The sequence below is a fragment of the Streptomyces sp. R28 genome, from assembly GCF_041052385.1.
Taxonomy (GTDB): Bacteria; Actinomycetota; Actinomycetes; order Streptomycetales; family Streptomycetaceae; genus Streptomyces.
This window is the reverse complement of sequence record NZ_CP163439.1, coordinates 2,655,850-2,679,849: the sequence shown is the minus strand read 5'-3', so window position 1 is coordinate 2,679,849 and position 24,000 is coordinate 2,655,850. Positions and strand designations below refer to the sequence as shown.

Below are 24,000 nucleotides of genomic sequence, written 5' to 3'. Positions count from 1 at the left end.
GAGCGGTCCTTACAGCCGCCCCGCCTCCACGATTCGCCGCAGGAAGCGCTGGGTGCGCTCCTGCCGCGGTTCGCCGAAGATCTGCTCGGCTGTGCCGCGCTCCAGTACGACGCCTCCGTCCAGAAAGCAGACCTGGTCGGCGACTTCGCGGGCGAACCCCATCTCGTGCGTGGCCAGCACCATCGTCATCCCGTCAGCCTTCAAGTCGCGTACGACGGAGAGGACCTCACCCACGAGCTCGGGGTCGAGGGCGGCGGTGATCTCGTCGAGCAACAGCAGTCGGGGACGTACGGCCAAGGCGCGGGCGATCGCTACGCGCTGCTGCTGGCCGCCGCTCAGCCGGTCCGGATACTCGCCCGCCTTCTCGGCCAGCCCGAGCCGCTCCAGCAGCTCACGCGCGCGTGCCTCGGCCTCCGCGCGGGACACCCCGTGCACCCGGCGCGGGGCGAGGGTGATGTTCTCCAGGACCGTCATGTGCGGGAAGAGGTTGTAGGCCTGGAACACCACGCCGATACGGCGTCGTACGGCGTCCTGGTCGGCCCGCGGATCGGTGATCTCCTCGCCGTCCAGCCAGATCGCACCGTCGTCGATGTCCTCCAGCAGGTTCGCGCACCGCAGCAGCGTGGACTTGCCGGAGCCGGAGGCGCCGATCAAGGCGGTCACGGTGTGCGGGACGACCTCCAGGTCGACGTCCCGCAGCACGACCGAGCCGCCGAAGGTCTTGCGGACGGACTCCATGCGCAGCACAGGTGCGTCGCTCACAGGGCTCCTCCTTGGGCGCGTCGGCGGTCCATCCGGGCCGTCACCCAGTCCGTGAAGCGGGTCATCGGGATGGTCAGCGCCACGAAGACCAGACCCGCGACGATGTACGGCGTGTAGTTGAGGCTGCGGCCCGCGATGATGTCCGCGGCCCGTACGGCGTCCACCGCACCGCCGATCGACACCAGACCGGTGTCCTTCTGCAGCGACACCAGGTCGTTCAGCAGGGGCGGCACCTGACGGCGTACAGCCTGGGGCAGGACGACGTGCCGCAGTGCCTGCCGGTTGGTGAGGCCGAGCGAGCGGGCCGCGGCGCGCTGCGAGGGGTGGACGGACTCGATGCCCGCGCGGAACACCTCGGCCACGTACGCCGAGTACGTCAGCGTCAGCGCGGTACCGCCCAGCAGTACCGGATCGACGGTCACGCCCTGCAGCCGCAGCGCGGGGACGCCGAGCACGACGATCATGAGGTTAATGATGAGCGGCAGGCCCCGGAAGAAGTCCGTGTACGCAGCCGCCAGCGCCCGTAGAGGGAAGAACACCGGGCCGCGCAGCGTACGAGCGACGGCGATGAGCATCCCGAGGACCAGCACGGCCGCACCGCAGACCAGCAGCAGCCGGACGTTGAGCCAGAGCCCTTCGAGGACCTTGGGGAACGCCTCGCGCGCGTACTGCCCGTTGAAGAACGTCTCCTTGGTGCGCGGCCAGCCCGGCGCGTTGACCACGACCAGGTAGAGAACGACGCCGGTGACCAGGGTGGAGAGGGCAGCGATCGAAGTGGCGCGGCGGGCGCGGGCGCGCTTGTAGCGCTCGCGGTCCAGGCGCCGCTGCGAGGGCACGTACCCGTCGCCGCTCACGCCGGACATGCCGCCGTTGTCGTCCGCGCCCTCCTGGCCGGACTCCTCCTTCGTGACCGTCACTTGAGCACCGGAGCGTCGACCGCGTCCGACAGCCACTGCTGCTCGAGCTTGTCCAGGGTGCCGTCCTTGCGCAGGGCGTCCACGGCGTCCGTCACGCACGCGGTGAGCGCGCTGCCCTTGTCGAGCACGAGCCCGAACTGCTCCGGAGCAGCGCCCTGGTTCTCGAACTGCCCGACGATCGTCGCGTCCGTCACCTCGGCCGCGGTGATGTAGAAGGCGGTCGGCAGGTCGACGACGATGGCGTCGACCTGACCGTTCTTCAGCGCGGACTTGGCCTGGTCGTTCTTGGCGTACGCGGCGGTTTCCTGTGTCGGCTTCACCACGTCGTCGATGTAGTCGAGGCTGGTGGTGCCGACCTGTGCACCCAGCTTGAGGCCCTTCAGGTCCGCGATGCTCTTCGCCTTGGCGGCCTTGGTACCCTTCAGCGCGATGACGGCCTGGCGGACGTCGTAGTAGCCGGCGGAGAAGTCCACGGCCTTCTTGCGCTCGTCGCTGATCGACACCTGGTTGATGTCGAAGTCGAAGGTCTTCTCGCCGGGCGCGAAGGCCTTGTTGAACGGCACGCTCTGCCAGACGACGGCGCTCTTGTCGTAACCGAGCTGCTTCGCCACGGCGTACGCGACCGCCGACTCGAATCCCTCACCGTTGGCGGGCTTGTCGTCCTTGAACCAGGGCTCGTACGCAGGCTCGTCGGTGGCGATCGTCAGCTTGCCGGTGGTCTGGGTGGCCAGCTTGCCCTTGGCGCAGGTGTTCCCGGCCGACCCCGAGGGTGCGTCGGCGGGCTTGTCATCCGGCTGCGGAGCGCAGCCGAGAGCGGTGGCGAGCAGGGCTGTCGTTGCGACGGCGACGGCGCGGCGCAGTGCGCGAGGGGCAAGGTGCATGGCGGGAGATTGACAGTACATCGTCGTGTTTGTCGAGGTCACGACGGTAACTGTCCGCATAGTGGGAACGGGTGTTGCGTTTTTGTGAACAGGTCCCTTGGCAACCGCCGGGGCCGCCGGCCGAGGGCGGGGGTGGAGAGACCGGCGGCCCTTACCGCTCAGGAGCCGTCATCCTGTGCGGGGCTGCTTCCAGTTGACTGCGCAACAACGTCCGCCGGGAGCGCGCGCGTGGCACCGGAGCGTGTGAACAATTCACACGGGGCGCGTGCGCGGGGCGCTCACTCACATCTCCGCGCTTACCGTCTCCGCGCTCCTACCGCCCCGCGCTCACCGACCTCGCGCGCTCACCAGCCCCGCGCGTGCCACTCCGGCAGCTGCGGCCGTTCCGCGCCCAGCGTCGTGTCGTCGCCGTGCCCCGGGTAGACCCAGGTCTCGTCCGGCAGCACCTCGAAGATCTTCGTCTCGACATCGTGGATCAGGCTGGCGAACGCCTTGGGATCCTTACGGGTGTTGCCCACGCCGCCCGGGAACAGGCAGTCCCCGGTGAACACATGGGGATGTCCGTGCGGGTCGTCGTAGACGAGGGCGATCGAACCCGGCGTGTGCCCGACCAGGTGGCGCGCGGTGAGCTCCACGTGCCCCACCCGGATGGTGTCGCCGTCGTCGACCAGGACGTCGGTCGGCACCGGGATGCCGTCGGCGTCGTCCCGGCCGGCGTACGTGCGCGCGCCGGTGGCCTCGACGACCGCGGCGAGCGCCTGCCAGTGGTCGCCGTGCTGGTGGGTGGTGACGACGGACGCGATGCCGTCGTCACCGATCATGCCGAGCAATGCGTCCGCGTCGTTGGCGGCGTCGATCAGCAGTTGCTCGTCCGTGGCCCGGCAGCGCAGCAGATAGGCGTTGTTGTCCATCGGGCCGACCGCGATCTTGGTGATCATCAGGTCCTTGAGCTCGTGCACGTCGGCGGGGCCACCGACCGTCACCTGTCCGCTGTACGTCATGGCGGCAGCCTATAGCGGGAGTGTGGTCCAGGGACGGTTCAGGCGCTACAGCGGGGGGAGCGACGGCAGCGCGCCGCCCTCTGGGGTCAGCCCGGCCCCGTCGCGGCGTCCGGCGAGCCAGCCGAGCAGGTCGGGCGCCGGGCCCGTGACGGTGATCTCGGGCGTGCCCGCCTCCCGGCCCGTGCTCCACGCGCGCGTGCCGTCCGTGAGACGGGCCGGCGGCACATCGGGGTGCCCGGTGAACCGCTCGGCGAGGAAGTCGATCTCCCGCTCCACGAACTCCGTCGGCAGATCCTCCAGCTCGTACCCGATCCCGAGATCCACGTGATGCAGCTCCACCTCGACCCAGCGCCGGAACGGCACCCGGGCCGCCGCGTCGGTGACCCCGTTGCGCAGCTCCACGGTGCGCGACCAGTCCGCGGGTGCCGCCCCCGCCTCCTGGAAGCGGGCCGCGCTGTCGCGCACGTCGGTGAGCTGCGTGTCGAGGGGGCGCGGGGCGTCCCGCTCGATGTCGGCGTCCCGAGCCGTCCCCGAGACGTACATGGGACGCCCTTCGAGGACGTTCACGAGGGCGTCGGCGTTACGCGCGAGGTGCGCGAGGACGTGGCCGCGGTTCCAGCCGGGGAGCCGTGACGGCTCGGCCACCGACGCGTTGTCCAGTTTGGCCGCTGCGGTGAGCAGCCGTTCCGTCGCTTCACGTACAGACACCAGGTCACGAGCGTGATCAATCATGGTGCTGACACTAACCCCGCCACACCTTTGGGTGAAGGTGGTGAACGAGTGCCGTAAATCGAATGCACGTGCTATAGGGTCGGTCTTGGCGTCGGGCATGCTGGATGGTCCGGGATTGTTGTCCCATTCGGGAATCCGACCGGCGTTGTCAGTGGCTCCCCCTAGTCTGAGAAGCACGGGGGCCTCGCCCCTGTCACTTCTCTCAAGAAAGGTGCGGACCGGCGTGGCCGACCGTCTCATCGTCCGTGGCGCGCGCGAGCACAACCTGAAGAATGTCTCGCTCGACCTGCCGCGCGACTCGCTCATCGTCTTCACGGGCCTGTCGGGGTCGGGTAAGTCCTCGCTGGCCTTCGACACCATCTTCGCCGAGGGGCAGCGGCGCTACGTGGAGTCGCTGTCGTCGTACGCCCGGCAGTTCCTCGGCCAGATGGACAAGCCGGACGTCGACTTCATCGAAGGTCTGTCCCCGGCGGTCTCCATCGACCAGAAGTCGACCTCGCGCAACCCGCGCTCGACGGTCGGCACCATCACCGAGGTCTACGACTACCTGCGTCTGCTCTTCGCGCGTATCGGCAAGCCGCACTGCCCCCAGTGCAGCCGCCCGATCTCGCGCCAGTCGCCGCAGGCCATCGTCGACAGGGTTCTGGAGCTGCCGGAGGGGAGCCGCTTCCAGGTGCTGTCGCCGCTGGTGCGTGAGCGCAAGGGCGAGTTCGTCGACCTGTTCGCCGATCTTCAGACCAAGGGCTACTCCCGCGCGCGGGTGGACGGCGAGACGATCCAGCTCTCCAACCCGCCGACGCTGAAGAAGCAGGAGAAGCACACCATCGAGGTGGTCGTCGACCGTCTCACGGTGAAGGACTCCGCCAAGCGCCGCCTCACCGACTCCGTGGAGACCGCCCTCGGCCTGTCCGGCGGCATGGTCGTGCTCGACTTCGTCGACCTCCCCGAGGACGACCCCGAGCGCGAGCGCATGTACTCGGAGCACCTGTACTGCCCGTACGACGACCTCTCCTTCGAGGAGCTGGAGCCGCGCTCCTTCTCCTTCAACTCGCCCTTCGGTGCCTGCCCCGAGTGCACCGGTATCGGGACGCGCATGGAGGTCGACCCCGAGCTGATCGTCCCGGACGAGGACAAGTCCCTCGACGAGGGCGCCATCCACCCCTGGTCGCACGGGCACACCAAGGACTACTTCGGTCGCCTGATCGGTGCCCTCGCCGACGCGCTCGGCTTCCGGACGGACATCCCCTTCGCGGGCCTGCCGCAGCGCGCCAAGAAGGCCCTCCTCCACGGGCACAAGACGCAGATCGAGGTCCGCTACCGGAACAGGTACGGCCGCGAGCGCGTGTACACCACGCCCTTCGAGGGTGCCGTCCCCTTCGTGAAGCGCCGGCACAGCGAGGCCGAGAGCGACGCCAGCCGTGAGCGCTTCGAGGGCTACATGCGCGAGGTGCCCTGCCCCACCTGTGAGGGCACGCGCCTGAAGCCGATCGTCCTCGCGGTCACGATCATGGAGAGGTCGATCGCCGAAGTCGCCGCGATGTCCATCAGCGACTGCGCGGACTTCCTGGGCAAGCTGAAGCTCAACGCCCGCGACAAGAAGATCGCCGAACGCGTGCTGAAGGAGGTCAACGAGCGGCTGCGCTTCCTGGTCGACGTCGGCCTGGACTACCTCTCGCTCAACCGCGCGGCGGGCACGCTCTCCGGCGGCGAGGCCCAGCGCATCCGCCTGGCCACCCAGATCGGTTCCGGACTCGTCGGCGTCCTGTACGTCCTCGACGAGCCCTCCATCGGTCTGCACCAGCGCGACAACCACCGGCTCATCGAGACCCTCGTCCGGCTGCGCGACATGGGCAACACACTCATCGTCGTCGAGCACGACGAGGACACCATCAAGACCGCCGACTGGGTCGTCGACATCGGCCCCGGCGCCGGTGAGCACGGCGGCAAGGTCGTGCACAGCGGCTCCCTGAAGGAGCTGCTCGCCAACCCCGAGTCGCAGACCGGGCAGTACCTGTCCGGCAAGAGGTCCATCCCGCTGCCCGACATCCGGCGCCCGCAGGACCCGTCCCGCCGGCTCACGGTGCACGGCGCCCGCGAGAACAACCTCCAGGACATCGACGTGTCCTTCCCGCTGGGCCTGTTCACCGCGGTCACCGGCGTCTCCGGCTCCGGCAAGTCGACGCTGGTCAACGACATCCTGTACACGCACCTGGCCCGAGAGCTCAACGGCGCGCGCAACGTCCCCGGGCGGCACACGCGCGTGGACGGTGACGACCTCGTCGACAAGGTCGTGCACGTCGACCAGTCGCCCATCGGCCGCACCCCGCGCTCGAACCCGGCGACGTACACCGGCGTCTTCGACCACATTCGCAAGCTGTTCGCCGAGACCACCGAGGCGAAGGTCCGTGGCTACATGCCGGGCCGCTTCTCCTTCAACGTCAAGGGCGGCCGCTGCGAGAACTGCGCGGGCGACGGCACGATCAAGATCGAGATGAACTTCCTCCCGGACGTCTACGTCCCGTGCGAGGTCTGCCACGGCGCCCGGTACAACCGGGAGACCCTGGAGGTCCACTACAAGGGCAAGTCCATCTCCGAGGTCCTGAACATGCCGATCGAGGAAGCCATGGACTTCTTCGAGGCCGTCCCGGCGATCAACCGCCACCTCAAGACGCTGAACGACGTCGGTCTCGGCTATGTGCGGCTCGGCCAGTCCGCGACCACCCTGTCCGGCGGTGAGGCGCAGCGGGTGAAGCTCGCCAGCGAACTGCAGAAGCGCTCCACCGGCCGTACGGTCTACGTCCTCGACGAGCCGACCACCGGTCTGCACTTCGAGGACATCAGCAAGCTGCTGAAGGTCCTGGCAGGCCTGGTCGACAAGGGCAACACGGTCATCGTCATCGAGCACAACCTCGACGTGATCAAGACAGCCGACTGGGTCGTGGACATGGGTCCCGAGGGCGGCGCCGGCGGTGGCCTCGTCATCGCCGAGGGCACACCCGAGGAGGTCGCCGGAGTGCCCACCAGCCACACCGGCAAGTTCCTGCGCGAGATCCTCGGCGCCGACCGGATCAGCGACGCGGCCTCGGTGAAGGCCCCGCGCAAGGCGGCAGCCAAGAAGACCGTCGCGGCGGGATCGACGGCGAAGAAGACGGCGACGGCCAGGACCGCGAAGACGACCAAGGCCGCCAACAACACCGCCACGAAGAAGGCGGCCGGCGCCACGAAGAAGGCGGCACCCGCGAAGAAGACGACGCGGGCCCGCAAGGCCTGAGGCTCGCGAACGACGAGCCCCTACACATCCCGAGAAGTGCGGCGCCCCGCGGGAACTCCCCGCGGGGCGCCGCGCGTTGCATGATCAGCCGCTTCATCCCCGCGGCTGTGACGAACCTTGATTCCTCAAGAGTGGAACGGCACAGAACGCCTCCTGGAAGTCCCCCAGCTCGGAGGCGTACGGCGGCTCGGCGCCCGCCCGGGAACAAGTGATCGCGGCAGCCCGCGCCGCGAACCGCAACAGCCGTGTCCAGCCGTCGGCGCCCAATCCCACGAGAGCCTCGGCGGACAGGGCGTCCTGGGCGGCCAGACCGTGCAACAGGGCCGCGTTCACGGTGTCGCCCGCACCGATCGTGTCCACGACGTCGACCTCCTCGCCCGCCACGGCGTGCACTGCGCCGTCCCGCGTGAAGGCGGTCAGCCCGTCGCCGCCCTGAGTGATCACGACGGCCGCAGGCCCCGCGGCCAGCCACTCGCGCGGGGTGCCGCCCAGCCACAGCGCGTCCTCCTCGGAGAGCTTGAGCAGCGACACCGACGGCAACCAGCTCTTGAATCGGGCCCGGTAACCGTCCGGGTCCGGGATCAGTCCGGCCCGGATGTTCGGGTCGAGCGCGGTGAACACCCCTTGCGCGGCCGCGTTCCGCATCAGCTCCTCATAGGCGCTCGCCCCCGGCTCCAGGACGAGCGAGCAGGTACCGAAGGACACGGCGCGGGTCGCCGCGGGCAGTTCGGAGGGTGCTGTGAAGAGCCGGTCGGCGGTGCCCTCGACGTAGAAGGAGTAGGCGGCCGAGCCCTTCGCGTCGATGGTGGCGACCGCGAGGGTGGTGGGCTCCACACCGCGCTGCACGGCCGATACGTCCACCCCGGCTTCCCGTAGCCCGTCGAGCAGGGTGTCCCCGAAGGCGTCGTAGGAGGTGCGGGAGCAGAAGGCGGTGGGGGAGCCGAGGCGACCGAGGGCCACGGCGGTGTTGTAGGGCCCGCCGCCGAGCGCCGGCTTCAGGCCCGCGAGGGCGCCCGTGCCCTGCGGGACCAGGTCGATCAGAGCCTCACCGGCGACGACGATCACGAGACGGTTCCTTTCACGGACGTCAGGGGTTGTTGGGGGCTGTCGGATGGCAGGCGCTTGGCGGTGCCCTCGGGGTCCCCGGGCCTGGCGGGTATTCCGCGCACCTCAGGTATCTCGGGATTCGCGGATGTCCCGGACCCCCGAGGCTGTTCGGCACACCCGCACGAGGTGCGATGCACGAAGGTGCAAGGGAGACGCACCGTCCGGGCGGCCCGGTCCGGCGAGGCGAGCCGGTCCAGCAGCACACGGACCGCGTGGGCGCCGATGTCCCTGCTGGGCTGGGCTATCGCGGTGAGCCGGGGTGAGAACAGGTCGGCCCAGGCGAAGTCGTCGAAGCAGCACAGCGCGATGTCGTCGGGCACGGACAGACCGCGGTCGCGCAGGGCGCGCAGGGCACCGATCGTCATCGCGTTGTTGGCGGTGACGAGTGCGGTGGGCGGCGAGGCGAGCGACAGCAGTGCGGCGGTGGCCTGTTCGGCGCCGGCCGACTCGGAGTCGCCGTGCACGACGAGGTGTTCGTCGAAGGCGAGCCCGGCGGCCGCCAGGCCGTCCCGGTATCCGTCGAGCCGCTCGCCGGTGGTGCTGAGTCCGGGCAGGCCGGCGACCAGGGCGATCCGCTGGTGGCCGAGGTCGGCGAGATGAGTGACGAGCCGGGCCACGGGTTCGGCGCTGTCGGCGCAGACCTGGTCGAAGTGCGGTGAGCCGTCGGTCGTGGTGTCGACCACGCGGTCGAGGAGAACGGTCGGCACGTTGTGGCGCCCGAGGTAGGCGATGAGCTCGCGCGGGTCCGCGGAGGGCGCGACGATCATGCCGTCCACGCGGCGTTCGTGCAGGAGCTGGACGACCTTGCGTTCATGCACCGGATCGTCATGCGGGTCGGCGATGAGCAGGCTGTAGCCGTGTTCCAGAGCAGCGGCCTCGACGCCCTGGAGTATCTCCGTGAAGTACGGGTTGCTGATCGCCGACACCGCGAGCCCTATGGACCGGGTGCGGGAAGTCACCAGGGAACGGGCGAGGGTGTTGGGCGTGTAGCCCAGCTCGTCCATGGCGTCCAGCACCGCCTGGCGCGTGTGGGGCAGCACCGGCCGGGTGCCGTTCAGCACATGCGAGACGGTCGCCACGGACACACCGGCGCTGCGCGCGACGTCGGCCATGGTTGCCATCGAGATCCCCTCCCGGTTCTGCCTGTGCCGCGGGCCTCTCGCCGGGCCGCCGTGGGTCTTCTCGCCGGGAAGTTATCTCATTCGGGGCCGGACGTAAACGCTTGCGCAATCGTTTACGTCCCCTTCCCGACCTTGCCGAGGGCGATGTCGGCCATCCCGGGATCAGAAGCTGGCTGTCGTCCGGACCGATGAGGAACGTGGTGGTCAGCCAGCCCTGCCGGTTTCAGAATGTGGCGGTCGGTCCGGGCCGGTTCCGGAAATGTGGGGGTCGGGCCGGCCGGTTTCAGATCGTGGTGGGCGGCCCGGCCGGATCAGAACGTGGCCGTCCGTCGAGGCCGGGACAGTTCAAAGCGGCGGCTCACTCCCACTCCCACCCGATGCCCACGATCCCGGTCCGCACCCGTGGCTCGACAAGGTGGACGGAACGGTGCAGCCCACTGAAGGCCAGTCCCTGACGGCCGCTGCGGGGCGCTGCCGCCGAGTGCTGCGCGAACCGGTGACAGCGGACCGGGAGGGCGTTCTCGGCGAAGCGGACCTGCAGGGCGTACTGGCCGCCCGCGAACGGGAAACCGCGGGCGTACTCGCGGGACACGTCGGCCGTGCCGTCCTCGACGCCGTAGCGGAAGAGGTAGGTGTCGCCGGCCCGTAGACGGGTGCCGAAGAGCAGCTCGGCCACGAGGACACCGGTGTCGTGGTGCCAACGGACCCGTCCCGTGCGGCAGTTCTCCAGCGCGTGCACCGTGATGCGCTCCGGCGCGCATCCCGGGTCACCGTGGTGGACGGCGACGAAGCGGTCCACGCCGTCCTTGTGGGCGCGCACGATGTGGTGCGACTCGCGCCCCGCCAGCTCGCGGTGCGGCCCGATCAGCACCCGCTCGTGGTGGGCGAGGGTGTGCAGACCGCCGTCGACCGGACAGTCCAGCTCGGCCAGCAGTTGTTCCAGGACGCCCGAGGCCTCCACCAGGGAGCGGTACGAGCGGACCGCGGGCCGTTGGAGGGCGGAGTGGCCGTCCGCTTCGGCGAGCAGCCTGATCAGGGACTCCTCCGGCAGCTGGAGGATCTCCTCCAGGGCCCGTACCGCGCGCAGTGACTCGGGGCGCTGTGGCCGGCGGGCGCCCTGCTGCCAGTAGCTCAGGCTGGTGACGCCGACCTTCACGCCGCGACGGGACAGATGATGCTGCACGCGCTGCAGCGGCAGTCCCCGGGCGGCTATCGCGGCGCGCAGGGCGGCGTGGAATGGGCCCCCTCGCAGGGCCGTGTCCAGTTCCGCGGTGGCGGGGGTGTCCGCGTGCTGTGTGGCGTGCGGCATGCAGGGGCCTTTCTGTGGTTGTTCACAACGGGTGGTCAGACCGTTCGCGCTGCTGCTCGGGGCCACCCCGTCGGCGCGGCAGGGGGCTTCACATCCGTACGCCGTCGTTCACGGCCCCGAGTTCCCCCGCATTGAAGCGTGTTGACCAAGTCCCGACAACACCTGATGCCCAACAGTGGGCAATCCTGGCCGAGTCGCGATGCGTTCGCCTCAAGTCGTCGTGCACGTCCTCGTGTTGCCCAGTACCTCCCTGACGGCGTGCGCGGAAAGAGCCGATTTGTGCAGGCAGCCGCGGGCCGGCCCGGTGGCGACAAGCTCTTGGAAGTACTCCAGGGAGTGTGTGGAGATAGGGATGATCACGCAGGAGAAGCCGGTGCCGCCCGACCACTCCGCGGGGGGGCTCCAAGGCGCCCGCACGATCCACGAGCGCCACCTAGCCCCCGGATCCTCGCGCTGTCGGCGTTCGTCGAGGTCAGGAGGCCCTGGAGCTCCTGGCGAGCGGGCACAAGGTCCGCCTCCCAGGCAGGCATGGGCCGCCGCCTGTGTGTCACTGAGGGCACCGTCGAATAGTGCGCCCGCAGCATCCTGGGCAAACTCCGAAGCATCCTGGGCAAACTCCGACTCCCGGAGTGCAGCGACGACGATGCCGGGCCCGTGACGGCCGAGGAGGTGGTCCGTTCGCTGCGGGACCGGATCTCCGGTGGCCGGCTAGAACGCGGACAGGGCCGCGGCGACCAGCGTGAAGCCGAGGTCACGCCGCCCGTCCGTGAGGTGCCTGACCAGCTCCTCGGGGCGTCGTCCGGCGGTGGTGAGCAACGCCGGGTGCGCGGTGGTGATGCTGCTGAACGACGAGGACGACGAGGACGACCCCGGCGCGCACACCGTCCATCCCGAGATGGAGGGGCACAGAGGGGGTTTACGTGCTCACGAATGGGCAGTGTGACGAGTACCCGGACGCGGACACGGTGCCGCTCGCAGAGGCGCTGCGGGTCGCCCGCCACGTGCTGGAATCCGGGGCGCCACCGCCCGACGGGGCCTGGGGCGTGGACGCTGAACCCGGACCCTCCGGCGTTGTCCACAGCCCCGTCGGAGTGTCAGCGCTCGCCAGTAGGGTGTGAGACATGGCCGATCCCTCCAGCTACCGCCCCAAGCCGGGACAGATCCCGGACTCTCCCGGGGTGTACAGGTTCCGTGACGAGCACCGCCGGGTGATCTACGTCGGAAAGGCGAAGAGCCTGCGCCAGCGCCTGGCGAACTACTTCCAGGACCTGTCGGGCCTGCACCCGCGCACCCGCACGATGGTCACCACGGCCGCGTCCGTGGAGTGGACCGTGGTGTCCACAGAGGTCGAGGCCCTGCAGCTGGAGTACTCCTGGATCAAGGAGTACGACCCCCGGTTCAACGTCAAGTACCGCGACGACAAGAGCTACCCGTACCTCGCGGTGACGATGAACGAGGAGTTCCCGCGGGTGCAGGTGATGCGCGGTCACAAGAAGAAGGGCGTCAGGTATTTCGGGCCGTACGCGCACGCGTGGGCGATCCGTGACACCGTCGACCTCCTGCTGCGCGTCTTCCCGGTGCGGACCTGCTCGGCCGGCGTCTTCAAGAACGCCCGCCGCACCGGCCGACCCTGCCTGCTCGGCTACATCGGCAAATGCTCCGCCCCTTGCGTGGACCGCGTCTCCGCCGAGGAGCACCTTGAACTGGCCGACGAGTTCTGCGACTTCATGACCGGCCGCACGGGCACGTATCTGCGCCGCCTGGAGAAGCAGATGGTGGAGGCGGCCGACGAGATGGAGTACGAGCGGGCCGCCCGCCTGCGCGACGACATCGAGGCCCTGAAGAAGGCCATGGAGAAGAACGCGGTCGTGCTCGCCGACGCGACCGACGCCGACCTCATCGCGGTCGCGGAGGACGAGCTGGAGGCGGCCGTGCAGATCTTCCACGTCCGCGGCGGCCGGGTGCGCGGCCAGCGCGGCTGGGTCACCGACAAGGTCGAGGAGATCACCACCGGCGCCCTCGTCGAGCACGCCCTGCAGCAGCTCTACGGCGAGGAGACCGGGGACGCGGTGCCCAAGGAGGTCCTGGTCCCGGCCCTGCCCGACCCGGTGGAGCCTGTGCAGGAGTGGCTGTCGGTGCGCCGTGGGGCCAACGTCTCGCTGCGCATCCCCCAGCGCGGCGACAAGCGTGCCCTGATGGAGACCGTCGAGCGCAACGCCCAGCAGGCGCTCGTCCTGCACAAGACCAAGCGTGCCTCCGACCTGACCACGCGCTCGCGTGCCCTGGAGGAGATCGCCGAGGCCCTCGACCTGGACAGCGCCCCGCTCAGGATCGAGTGCTACGACATCTCGCACCTCCAGGGCGACGACGTCGTGGCCTCCATGGTCGTCTTCGAGGACGGGCTGCAGCGCAAGAGCGAGTACCGCCGCTTCCAGATCAAGGGCTTCGAGGGCCAGGACGACGTCCGCTCCATGCACGAGGTGATCACCCGCCGCTTCAAGCGCTACCTCGCCGAGAAGGAGAAGACGGGCGAGTGGGCCGACGGCGAGAACACCCTCACCGACACCGACACCGACACCGACACCGACACCGCCTCCGATCCCCTCACCGGCACTTCGTCCGCCCCGCTCGCCGACGCCTCGTCCGTCCCCCTCGCCAATGGCCTCAAGGACGACGACGGCCGCCCCAAGCGCTTCGCCTACCCGCCCCAGCTCGTCGTCGTCGACGGCGGGCAGCCGCAGGTCGCGGCCGCCCAGCGGGCTCTGGACGATCTCGGTATCGACGACATCGCCGTCTGCGGCCTCGCCAAGCGCCTGGAGGAGGTCTGGCTGCCCGGCGAGGGCGACCCGGTCGTGCTGCCCCGCACCAGCGAGGGCCTCTATCTGCTCCAGCGCGTCCGGGACGAGGCCCACCGCTTCGCGATCACCTACCAGCGTGCCAAGCGCGCCAAGCGTTTCCGGTCGAGCCCGTTGGACGACGTCCCCGGCCTCGGTGAGACTCGCAAGCAGGCGCTGATCAAGCACTTCGGTTCGGTGAAGAAGCTGCGATCCGCGACAATCGACCAGATCTGTGAGGTTCCAGGTATAGGTCGTAAGACGGCCGAGACGATCGCCGTGGCCCTCGCCCAGGCGGCTCCGGCCGCACCCGCCGTGAACACGGCGACTGGAGAGATCATGGAAGACGAGGAATCCGATACGACGGCGGAGACCTCGGGGGAGCCCGTGTCCGCGGGCGCCCCGGACGAACGACGGGGGCAGGAGAGATGAGCGAGAACGACACACAGCCCACAGGTGAGCGAGATCAAGAAGCTCAGGAAACCCACAACAAGACCGGCGAGGATCTCACCCAGCAGGACGCACGCCAGGAAGACGGAGCACAGGTGAGTACGGGCATCGAGACAGCCGGGGTCCCCGAAGCGGCCATCCCCGAGCTGGTGATCATCTCCGGCATGTCCGGGGCCGGCCGCTCTACGGCCGCCAAGTGTCTGGAGGACCTCGGCTGGTTCGTCGTCGACAACCTCCCGCCCGCGCTGATCCCCACCATGGTGGAGCTCGGCGCCCGCTCCCAGGGCAACGTGGCGCGGATCGCGGTGGTCGTCGACGTCCGTGGCCGGCGCTTCTTCGACAACCTCCGCGAGTCCCTCTCCGAACTCGACAGCCGGGGCGTCACACGCCGGATCGTCTTCCTGGAGTCCTCCGACGACGCCCTGGTGCGCCGCTTCGAGTCGGTGCGTCGGCCGCACCCCCTGCAGGGCGACGGCCGCATCGTCGACGGCATCGCCGCCGAGCGCCAGCTGCTGCGTGAGCTGCGCGGCGACGCCGACCTGGTGATCGACACCTCCAGCCTCAACGTGCACGAGCTGCGCGCCAAGATGGACGCCCAGTTCGCCGGCGAGGAGGAGCCCGAGCTGCGGGCGACGGTCATGTCCTTCGGCTTCAAGTACGGCCTCCCGGTCGACGCCGACCTGGTCGTGGACATGCGCTTCCTGCCCAACCCGCACTGGGTCCCGGAGCTGCGCCCCTTCACCGGCCTCAACGAGGAGGTGTCGGCGTACGTCTTCAACCAGCCCGGCGCGAAGGAGTTCATCGACCGCTACTCCGAGCTGCTCCAGCTCATCGCGGCCGGATACCGCCGAGAGGGCAAGCGGTACGTGACCATCGCGGTCGGCTGCACCGGCGGCAAGCACCGCTCGGTCGCCACATCCGAGAAGCTCGCAGCGCGCCTTGCCTCCCAGGGCGTGGAGACGGTGGTCGTACACCGGGACATGGGACGGGAATGACGGGACGTACTCCGCGGCTGAGCAGGTTGCGCCGGGCGGTGCCCGAGTCGCGAGCCGGCCGGCCCGCCGAGGCCCGCGGTGCCAGGCCGCGCCGCCGCGGCGCCCAGCCCAAGGTCGTCGCCCTGGGCGGCGGCATGGGCCTGTCCGCCTCGCTCGCCGCGCTGCGCCGGATCACCGGCGACCTCACCGCCGTCGTCACCGTGGCCGACGACGGCGGCTCCAGCGGGCGCCTGCGCGACGAGCTGGGCGTGCTGCCGCCCGGCGACCTGCGCAAGGCGCTGGCCGCGCTGTGCGGCGACGACGACTGGGGCCAGACCTGGGCCCGCGTCATCCAGCACCGCTTTCACTCCAAGGGCGACCTGCACGACCACGCGGTCGGCAATCTGCTGATCGTCGCCCTGTGGGAGCAGCTCGGCGACCACGTCCAGGCCCTCGACCTGGTCGGCAAGCTGCTCGGCGCGCACGGGCGCGTACTGCCCATGTCCGCCGTACCGCTGGAGCTGCAGGCCCTGGTCAAGGGCCACGACCCGGACCTGCCCGAGGCCGTCGACACCGTGCGCGGGCAGGCCAACGTCGCCCTCACCCCCGGCGAGGTGCAGTCGGTGCACGTCGTGCCGCACGACCCGCCGGCCGTTCCGGAGGCCGTCGCCGCAGTCCGCGACGCGGACTGGGTGGTGCTCGGCCCGGGCTCCTGGTTCTCCTCGGTCATCCCGCATCTGCTCGTGCCGGAACTCCTCGACGCACTCACCGAGACGAAGGCGCGCCGGGTACTCTCCCTGAACCTCGCTCCGCAGCCGGGAGAAACCGAAGGCTTCTCCCCGCAGCGTCATTTGGAGGTTTTGGGACGACACGCCCCTAAACTCGCCCTGGACGTGGTGCTGGCCGACGAGGCCGCCGTGCCCGACCGGGATGTGCTCACCGAGGCCGCCAAGCGGCTCGGTGCTGCGGTCGAGCTGGCCCCGGTGGCCCGGACGGATGGGACGCCCCGGCACGACCCGGAGCTCCTCGCCGCCGCGTACGACCGTATTTTTCGGATGCATGGAAGGATCGGCCCATGGCGATGACGGCAGCGGTGAAGGATGAGATCTCCCGGCTCCCCGTCACCCGGACCTGCTGCAGGAAGGCGGAGGTCTCCGCCATTCTGCGGTTCGCCGGCGGCCTCCACCTGGTCAGCGGACGCATTGTGATCGAGGCGGAGCTGGACACCGCGATGGCGGCCCGTCGGCTCAAGCGGGACATCCTGGAGATCTTCGGCCACAGCTCCGAGCTGATCGTGATGGCGCCGGGCGGGCTGCGCCGCGGTTCGCGCTACGTCGTGCGGGTGGTCGCGGGCGGTGACCAGCTTGCCCGCCAGACCGGCCTGGTCGACGGGCGTGGCCGCCCGATCCGTGGCCTGCCCCCGCAGGTGGTCTCCGGGGCCACCTGCGACGCCGAGGCAGCCTGGCGCGGCGCCTTCCTGGCGCACGGCTCGCTCACCGAGCCCGGCCGCTCGTCCTCCCTGGAGGTGACCTGCCCAGGTCCCGAGGCGGCGCTCGCCCTGGTCGGCGCGGCCCGCAGGCTGTCGATCGCCGCCAAGGCCCGCGAGGTGCGCGGCGTGGACCGTGTGGTCGTCCGGGACGGCGACGCGATCGGTGCCCTGCTGACCCGGCTCGGGGCGCACGAGTCCGTGCTGGCCTGGGAGGAGCGCCGGATGCGTCGCGAGGTGCGCGCCACGGCGAACCGGCTCGCCAACTTCGACGACGCCAACCTCCGCCGCTCCGCGCGCGCGGCCGTCGCCGCCGGCGCCCGGGTACAGCGCGCCCTGGAGATCCTCGCCGACGAGGTCCCCGAGCATCTCGCCGCCGCCGGACGCCTGCGCATGGAGCACAAGCAGGCCTCCCTCGAAGAGCTGGGCGCGCTCGCCGACCCGCCGCTGACCAAGGACGCCGTCGCCGGCCGTATCCGTCGGCTGCTGGCCATGGCCGACAAGCGGGCCCAGGACCTCGGCATTCCTGGCACGGAGGCCAACCTCTCCGAGGAGCTGGCGGACAACCTCGTGGGCTGATGTGAAAGATCGTCAACCTTCCGGTGCCGACGTCCACTTGGGACGTCTGCACCGGTATTTGTCATCTTTGCGGCTCTTGACTGGACCGTGAAGTGGCATGAGCCTGGCAGTCATTCGTCACTGTGGCGAATCACTGCTAGGGGGGTTCATGAGACCCAGAGCGAGATCGATCCTCGCTGCCGGTGCGCTCCTGATAGGCGGAGCGAGCATCGCACCCATCGCCCAGGCGCAACCGGGAAGTTCACAAGAAACCGACCCGAACGAAGTCAAGGTCTTTCGCGCCGAGGTCACCAAGAAGCAGGTACCCCTGCTGCTGGCGGCCGGTCAGGACGGCCACGAACTCAGTGAGCAGGCGCCCGAGAAGGGCACCGCCACCGTCGAGGTCTATCTCACCGACGACCAGGCCAAGAAGCTTCGGAAGCAGGGCGTCGAGCTCACCGAGCACGACCTCTCCGCCAAGGCCGAGGCTCGTACCGAGAAGGCCGCCGAGGGCGTGTACCGCCCGTACAGCGGAAGCGGGGGGCTCAAGGAGGAGATCGTCCGGACGGGGCAGGAGAACCCCGGCCTCACCAAGGTCGTCTCCATCGGCAAGACGATCAACGGCCAGGACATCCTGGCGCTCAAGCTCACCAAGAACGCCAAGCGGACGAAGGACGGCGCCAAGCCCTCCGTCCTCTACGTCTCCAACCAGCACGCACGCGAGTGGATCACGCCGGAGATGACCCGGCGTCTGATGCACTACTACCTGGACAACTACAAGACGGACAAACGCGTCAAGAAGATCGTCGACTCGACCGAGCTGTGGTTCGTCCCCTCGGCCAACCCCGACGGCTACGACTACACCTTCCAGGGATCCAGCACCCGCCTGTGGCGCAAGAACCTGCGCGACATCAACGGCGACGGTGCCATCAGCACCGGCGACGGCGTCGACCTCAACCGTAACTTCACCTACAAGTGGGGCTACGACGACGAGGGCTCGTCCCCCAACCCCACCAGCGAGACCTACCGCGGCGCGTCCCCGGCCTCCGAGCCCGAGACCAAGGCCCTGGACGCCTTCGAGCGCCGTATCGGCTTCGACTACGGCATCAACTACCACTCCGCGGCCGAGCTCATCCTCTACGGCGTCGGCTGGCAGGTCGCCACCGACAGCCCGGACGACGTCCTCTACAAGTCGCTCGCCGGCACGCCGGACAACCCCGCGGTCCCCGGCTACCACCCGCAGGTCTCCTCGGAGCTGTACACGACGAACGGCGAGGCCGACGGCCACGCCTCGAACGTCAACGGCATAGCGATGTTCACGCCCGAGATGTCGACCTGCCAGACCGCGTCGAACATCGACCCGAACGACCAGTGGAACGCGCGGGACTGCCAGTCGGTCTTCAACTTCCCGGACGACGAGAAGCTGATCCAGCAGGAGTTCGCCAAGAACGTCCCGTTCGCGCTCTCCGTCGCCGAGAGCGCCGTACACCCCGACCAGCCGTCCTCCTCGGTCGGGCTGAAGGCCGCCGACTTCACGCCGGCGCCGTTCACCACGTCGTACTCGCGCGGTGCCGACCAGGAGGTCTCCGTCGTCGTACGCAAGTCCGTACGCGACAAGGAGCTCAAGTACCGCGTCAACGGCGGCCGTACTGAGGACATGGCGCTGCGCCCCTGGAAGGGCGGCGAGACGTACGGCGGTGACGACAACCTCCACTTCGACGAGTACCGGGCCAAGGTCGCGGACGGCGACCCGGGCGACAAGGTCGAGGTGTGGTTCACCGGCGAGACGAAGAGCGGAAAGCCCACCTCCAGCGAGCACTTCACGTACACGGTCGCCGAACGTCCGCGCGCGAACGTCCTCGTGGTCGCCGAGGAAGGCGCCACCGCCACGCACGCGCAGAAGTACGTCGACGCGCTCAAGGCCAACGGCCGCAGGGCGATCGTCTGGGACGTCGCCACTCAGGGCGCGCCCGACGCGCTCGGCGTGCTGAGCCACTTCGACACCGCCGTCCACTACACCGGCGCGAACGTCCCGGGCAACGCCACCCAGCTCCAGCTGCGCGCCTACCTCAACGAGGGCGGCAAGCTGATGGAGGCGGGCGAGCAGGCCGGCGGCACCGTCGACCTCGGCGGCGGCACCCTGTCGGACGACTTCAGCCAGTACTACCTGGGCGCCTACTCCCGTACGTCGCTGCCCGGGGCCACCGGTTTCACCGGCTCCGGCAACCTCGGCGGCTTCACCGGAGCGCTCGGTGACGCCACCGGCAACCCGCTCGACAAGGCCGGGAGCTACAGCGTCACCTCGGACGAGCTCGCTGCCGACAAGTACCCGCAGTTCGCCAGCGTGGGCGCCGGCCAGTACGCCGGGACCGTCAACCCGTACGGGCCGTACGCCGGTTCCTACATGGCGGCCGCCGTGCACACCGACGACGCCTACAAGCGGCTGACCAGGACCGTCGACCTCTCCGGGGTGAGCGCGGCGCAGAAGCCGACCCTGCGCACCCAGTTGATGTGGGACGTCGAGCCCGGCTACGACAACGTCCTGATCGAGGCCCACACCACGGGGGCCGAGGACTGGACGACACTCCCCGAGGCGGGCGGTGCCACCAGCACCACCGTGCCGGCGGACTGCGAGGCCGGGTTCTACGTGGGCGAGCACCCCTGGCTGGCCCACTACCTCACCGTGGCCACCAGCGGCTGCACCGCGAGCGGCAGCAGCGGCCAGTGGAACGCGCTCACCGGTGCCTCCAAGGGCTGGAAGCAGGTCGAGTTCGACCTGAGCGCCTACGCCGGAAAGTCGGTCGAGCTCTCGATCAGCTATGTCAGCGACCCGGGCTTCGGCGGTCACGGCGTCCTCGCCGACGCGGCCTCGCTCGTGGTCGGCGGCACGGCGACGCAGACCGAGGGCTTCGAGACGTCGCTCGGTTCTTGGAGCGTGACCGGACCGCCCGCGGGCAGCCCGGCCGTCCTCAAGGACTGGGCGCGCACCGGAGCGCTGTTCCAGACCTATGGAGCGGTCACCACGGACGACACGGTGCTGCTGGGCTTCGGCCTGGAACACGTCACCGCGGCGGCCGACCGTACGGCGCTCATCGGAAAGGCCCTCTCCTCACTTGAGGACTGACACGCCGAGGTCAATGGCGCGCAACGCGCCGTAACGAAATCGAGGGATCCAGGCTTCAGGGCCGGGCGGTCCGTACCCCTACTGACGGGTACGGACCGCCGTGCCGTGTATGGGGCATCTGGATGTCACCACGGCGGCTTCAGAGAGGTAGGGTCGTAGGCGGTCGGGGACATCCCAAATAGAGCTCGCCGGCACCGCATAGCCGGCGTACCAACGAGGAGATCGGTTCGTGACGATCCGCGTAGGCATCAACGGCTTCGGTCGTATCGGTCGCAACTACTTCCGCGCGCTGCTGGAGCAGGGCGCTGACATCGAGATCGTGGCTGTCAACGACCTGGGTGACACTGCTACCACCGCGCACCTGCTGAAGTACGACACCATCCTGGGCCGCCTCAAGGCCGAGGTGTCGCACACCGCCGACACGATCACCGTCGACGGCCACACCATCAAGGTCCTGTCCGAGCGCAACCCCGCCGACATCCCGTGGGGCGAGCTGGGCGTCGACATCGTCATCGAGTCGACGGGCATCTTCACGAAGAAGGCCGACGCCGCCAAGCACCTCGCCGGCGGCGCCAAGAAGGTCCTCATCTCGGCTCCGGCCAAGGACGAGGACATCACCATCGTGATGGGCGTCAACCAGGACAAGTACGACGCGGCGAACCACCACGTCATCTCGAACGCCTCCTGCACCACCAACTGTGTGGCGCCGATGGCCAAGGTCCTCGACGAGAACTTCGGCATCGTCAAGGGTCTGATGACGACGGTCCACGCGTACACCAACGACCAGCGCATCCTGGACTTCCCGCACTCGGACCTGCGTCGCGCCCGCGCCGCCGCCGAGAACATCATCCCGACCACCACCGGTGCCGCCAAGGCCACCGCGCTGGTGCTCCCGCAGCTCAAGGGCAAGCTGGACGGCATCGCGATGCGCGTCCCGGTCCCGACCGGTTCGGCCACCGACCTGGTCGTCACGCTGCAGCGCGAGGTCACCAAGGACGAGGTCAACGCCGCGTTCAAGAAGGCCTCCGAGGACGGCGACCTGGCGGGCTACCTGTCGTACACCGAGGACCCGATCGTCTCCTCGGACATCGTCAGCGACCCGGCCTCCTGCACGTTCGACTCCTCCCTGACCATGGTCCAGGAGGGCAACTCGGTGAAGATCCTCGGCTGGTACGACAACGAGTGGGGTTACTCCAACCGCCTCGTCGACCTCACGGTCTTCGTCGGCAACCAGCTCTGATATCCAGAGCAGGCGCATTGATGTGAGTCAGGGCTCGGGCGGCGCAGGGACGCGCCGCCCGAGCCCTGACGCACGTGCAGATCAGACCTGTTGGATCACGAGCGCTTCCGAGCGATCAAGAGCGATCACGAGCCCTTCTCAGGAGTCCCCTTCATGAAGACGATCGACGAACTTCTCTCCGAAGGCGTCGCCGGCAAGCGGGTCTTCGTCCGCGCCGACCTGAACGTGCCGCTGGACGGCACCACGATCACCGACGACGGCCGAATCCGCGCCGTCCTGCCCACCGTCAAGGCACTCGCCGAGGCGGGCGCCCGCGTGGTCGTCGCTTCCCACCTGGGCCGCCCCAAGGGCGCCCCGGACCCGGCCTTCTCCCTCGCGCCCGCAGCCGCGCGCCTGGGTGAACTCCTCGGTGCCGACGTCGCGTTCGCGACCGACACGGTCGGCGAGTCCGCCCAGGCCGTCGTCGCGGGCCTCGCCGACGGCCAGGTCGCGGTCGTCGAGAACTTGCGCTTCAACGCCGGCGAGACGAGCAAGGACGACGCCGAGCGCGGCGCGTTCGCCGACCAGCTGGCCGCCCTCGTCGACGTCTACGTCGGTGACGGCTTCGGCGCGGTGCACCGCAAGCACGCCTCGGTCTACGACCTCCCGGCCCGCCTGCCGCACTACGCCGGCCACCTCATCGCCACCGAGGTCGGCGTCCTGAAGAAGCTCACCGAGGACGTCAAGCGGCCCTACGTCGTCGCGCTCGGCGGCGCCAAGGTCTCCGACAAGCTCGCCGTCATCGACCAGCTGCTCGCCAAGGCCGACCGGCTGCTCATCGGCGGCGGCATGGCGTACACCTTCCTCAAGGCCAAGGGCTACGAGGTCGGCATCTCCCTCCTCCAGGCGGACCAGATCCCGGTCGTCACCGAGTACATGGAGCGCGCCGAGAAGAGCGGCGTCGAGATCGTCCTGCCGGTCGACGTCCTGGTCTCCACCGAGTTCCCGGACCTCAAGACCAAGGCCCCGGCCAACCCCACGACCGTCGCCGCGGACGCCATCCCGGCCGACCAGGAGGGCCTGGACATCGGTCCGGAGACCCGCAAGCTGTACGCCTCGAAGCTCGCCGACGCCGCCACCGTCTTCTGGAACGGCCCCATGGGCGTCTTCGAGCACCCCGACTACGCCGAGGGCACCAAAGCGGTCGCCCAGGCCCTCGTCGACTCCAAGGGCTTCACCGTGGTCGGCGGTGGCGACTCCGCCGCGGCCGTCCGCACCCTGGGCTTCGACGAGACCGCATTCGGCCACATCTCGACCGGTGGCGGCGCCTCCCTCGAATACCTCGAGGGCAAGACGCTCCCCGGCCTCGCCGCACTGGAGGACTGACCTCAATGGCCGTATCCAATGTTTCCGGGCGCACGCCGCTGATGGCGGGCAACTGGAAGATGAACCTCAACCACCTCGAGGCCATCGCCCACGTCCAGAAGCTCGCCTTCGCCCTGGCCGACAAGGACTACGAGGCCGTCGAGGTCGCCGTCCTGCCGCCCTTCACCGACCTGCGCTCCGTGCAGACCCTGGTCGACGGCGACAAGCTGAAGATCAAGTACGGCGCCCAGGACATCTCGGCCCAGGACTCCGGCGCCTACACCGGCGAGATCTCCGGCTCGATGCTGGCCAAGCTGAAGTGCACCTACGTGGCGATCGGACACTCCGAGCGCCGCCAGTACCACGCCGAGACCGACGAGATCGTCAACGCCAAGGTCAAGGCCGCCTACAAGCACGGCCTCACTCCGATCATGTGCGTCGGCGAGGAGCTGGACGTCCGCGAGGCCGGCAACGCCGTCCCGCACACGCTCGCCCAGGTCGAGGGCGGTCTGAAGGACCTCCCGGCCGAGCAGGCCGAGACCATCGTGATCGCCTACGAGCCCGTCTGGGCCATCGGCACCGGCAAGGTCTGCGGCGCCGAGGACGCCCAGGAGGTCTGCGCCGCCATCCGTGGCAAGCTCGCCGAGCTGTACTCGCAGGAGCTGGCCGACAAGGTCCGCATCCAGTACGGCGGCTCGGTCAAGTCGGGCAACGTAGCGGAGATCATGGCCCAGGCCGACATCGACGGCGCCCTGGTCGGCGGTGCCTCACTGGACGCCGACGAGTTCGTCAAGATCGTGCGGTTCCGCGACCAGTGACGCGAGCTGGGAGTATGCGGTAGCGGCGATACGTCGTACTCTTGCGGGGGCACAGCCATGGTGCTGTGCCC

18 protein-coding genes are annotated in these 24,000 nt (G+C 69.4%); 9 read left to right on the top strand and 9 right to left on the bottom strand.

Annotated features, from left to right (window positions below; translation table 11 throughout):
- Nucleotides 1-9 precede the first annotated feature (9 nt).
- The 5 genes from AB5J49_RS11750 to AB5J49_RS11730 form a co-directional block, all read right to left on the bottom strand.
- A complete protein-coding gene (locus tag AB5J49_RS11750) occupies nt 10-738 on the bottom strand; it encodes an amino acid ABC transporter ATP-binding protein (RefSeq protein WP_369175105.1) in 729 nt (242 codons plus the stop codon).
- Between the two features lie 20 nt (nt 739-758).
- The gene (locus AB5J49_RS11745; RefSeq protein ID WP_369168522.1) at nt 759-1,679 is read right to left on the bottom strand and encodes an amino acid ABC transporter permease; all 921 of its coding nucleotides are present in this window, start codon (nt 1,677-1,679) and stop codon (nt 759-761) included.
- Nucleotides 1,676-2,560, bottom strand: a complete 885-nt coding sequence (locus AB5J49_RS11740; protein ID WP_369168521.1) for an ABC transporter substrate-binding protein — start codon at nt 2,558-2,560, stop codon at nt 1,676-1,678. Before AB5J49_RS11740 ends, AB5J49_RS11745 begins: the two co-directional genes overlap by 4 nt.
- Before the next feature lie 344 nt (nt 2,561-2,904).
- Entirely contained in the window at nt 2,905-3,561 is a 657-nt protein-coding gene (locus AB5J49_RS11735; RefSeq protein ID WP_369168520.1) for an MBL fold metallo-hydrolase, read from the bottom strand.
- Nucleotides 3,562-3,606: 45 nt separating this feature from the next.
- Nucleotides 3,607-4,293: a maleylpyruvate isomerase family mycothiol-dependent enzyme gene (locus AB5J49_RS11730; protein ID WP_369168519.1), complete on the bottom strand. Its 687-nt coding sequence runs from the start codon at nt 4,291-4,293 to the stop codon at nt 3,607-3,609.
- Between the two features lie 223 nt (nt 4,294-4,516).
- On the opposite strand from AB5J49_RS11730, the gene uvrA reads away from it, so the two are divergent.
- Nucleotides 4,517-7,564, top strand: a complete 3,048-nt coding sequence (gene uvrA, locus AB5J49_RS11725; protein WP_369168518.1) for an excinuclease ABC subunit UvrA — start codon at nt 4,517-4,519, stop codon at nt 7,562-7,564.
- Between the two features lie 93 nt (nt 7,565-7,657).
- Here uvrA and AB5J49_RS11720 read toward each other — a convergent pair whose 3' ends face one another.
- The 4 genes from AB5J49_RS11720 to AB5J49_RS11705 all read right to left on the bottom strand — a co-directional run bounded on the left by AB5J49_RS11720 (nt 7,658) and on the right by AB5J49_RS11705 (nt 11,983).
- Complete coding sequence (locus AB5J49_RS11720; RefSeq protein WP_369168517.1) at nt 7,658-8,629, bottom strand: carbohydrate kinase; 972 nt, start codon at nt 8,627-8,629, stop codon at nt 7,658-7,660.
- Nucleotides 8,626-9,792: a LacI family DNA-binding transcriptional regulator gene (locus tag AB5J49_RS11715; protein WP_369168515.1), complete on the bottom strand. Its 1,167-nt coding sequence runs from the start codon at nt 9,790-9,792 to the stop codon at nt 8,626-8,628. The genes AB5J49_RS11720 and AB5J49_RS11715 overlap by 4 nt, the downstream gene beginning before the upstream one ends.
- A gap of 358 nt (nt 9,793-10,150) precedes the next feature.
- A complete protein-coding gene (locus AB5J49_RS11710; RefSeq protein WP_369168514.1) occupies nt 10,151-11,101 on the bottom strand; it encodes a hypothetical protein in 951 nt (316 codons plus the stop codon).
- Between the two features lie 708 nt (nt 11,102-11,809).
- Nucleotides 11,810-11,983, bottom strand: coding sequence for a hypothetical protein (locus tag AB5J49_RS11705; protein WP_369168513.1), 174 nt, complete (start codon nt 11,981-11,983; stop codon nt 11,810-11,812).
- Nucleotides 11,984-12,222: 239 nt separating this feature from the next.
- Between AB5J49_RS11705 and uvrC the strand changes: the two genes are divergently transcribed.
- The 8 genes from uvrC (at nt 12,223) to tpiA (ending at nt 23,929) form a co-directional block, all read left to right on the top strand.
- Entirely contained in the window at nt 12,223-14,367 is a 2,145-nt protein-coding gene (gene uvrC, locus AB5J49_RS11700; RefSeq protein ID WP_369168511.1) for an excinuclease ABC subunit UvrC, read from the top strand.
- Nucleotides 14,364-15,380 (top strand): RNase adapter RapZ, encoded by a 1,017-nt coding sequence (rapZ, locus tag AB5J49_RS11695; RefSeq protein ID WP_369168510.1) that lies wholly within the window; start codon nt 14,364-14,366, stop codon nt 15,378-15,380. Before uvrC ends, rapZ begins: the two co-directional genes overlap by 4 nt.
- Nucleotides 15,377-16,444 carry a uridine diphosphate-N-acetylglucosamine-binding protein YvcK gene (yvcK, locus tag AB5J49_RS11690; RefSeq protein ID WP_274238115.1) on the top strand — a complete coding sequence of 356 codons (1,068 nt, stop codon included), beginning with the start codon at nt 15,377-15,379 and terminating at the stop codon, nt 16,442-16,444. Before rapZ ends, yvcK begins: the two co-directional genes overlap by 4 nt.
- A complete protein-coding gene (gene whiA / locus AB5J49_RS11685) occupies nt 16,435-17,424 on the top strand; it encodes a DNA-binding protein WhiA (protein WP_345009985.1) in 990 nt (329 codons plus the stop codon). The genes yvcK and whiA overlap by 10 nt, the downstream gene beginning before the upstream one ends.
- A 148-nt stretch (nt 17,425-17,572) precedes the next feature.
- Nucleotides 17,573-20,527, top strand: coding sequence for a M14 family zinc carboxypeptidase (locus AB5J49_RS11680; protein ID WP_369168509.1), 2,955 nt, complete (start codon nt 17,573-17,575; stop codon nt 20,525-20,527).
- A gap of 229 nt (nt 20,528-20,756) precedes the next feature.
- The gene (gene gap, locus AB5J49_RS11675; RefSeq protein WP_369168508.1) at nt 20,757-21,767 is read left to right on the top strand and encodes a type I glyceraldehyde-3-phosphate dehydrogenase; all 1,011 of its coding nucleotides are present in this window, start codon (nt 20,757-20,759) and stop codon (nt 21,765-21,767) included.
- 153 nt (nt 21,768-21,920) lie between these two features.
- Nucleotides 21,921-23,132 carry a phosphoglycerate kinase gene (gene pgk / locus AB5J49_RS11670; RefSeq protein ID WP_369168507.1) on the top strand — a complete coding sequence of 404 codons (1,212 nt, stop codon included), beginning with the start codon at nt 21,921-21,923 and terminating at the stop codon, nt 23,130-23,132.
- A gap of 41 nt (nt 23,133-23,173) precedes the next feature.
- Complete coding sequence (gene tpiA, locus AB5J49_RS11665; RefSeq protein ID WP_369175104.1) at nt 23,174-23,929, top strand: triose-phosphate isomerase; 756 nt, start codon at nt 23,174-23,176, stop codon at nt 23,927-23,929.
- Nucleotides 23,930-24,000 lie beyond the last annotated feature (71 nt).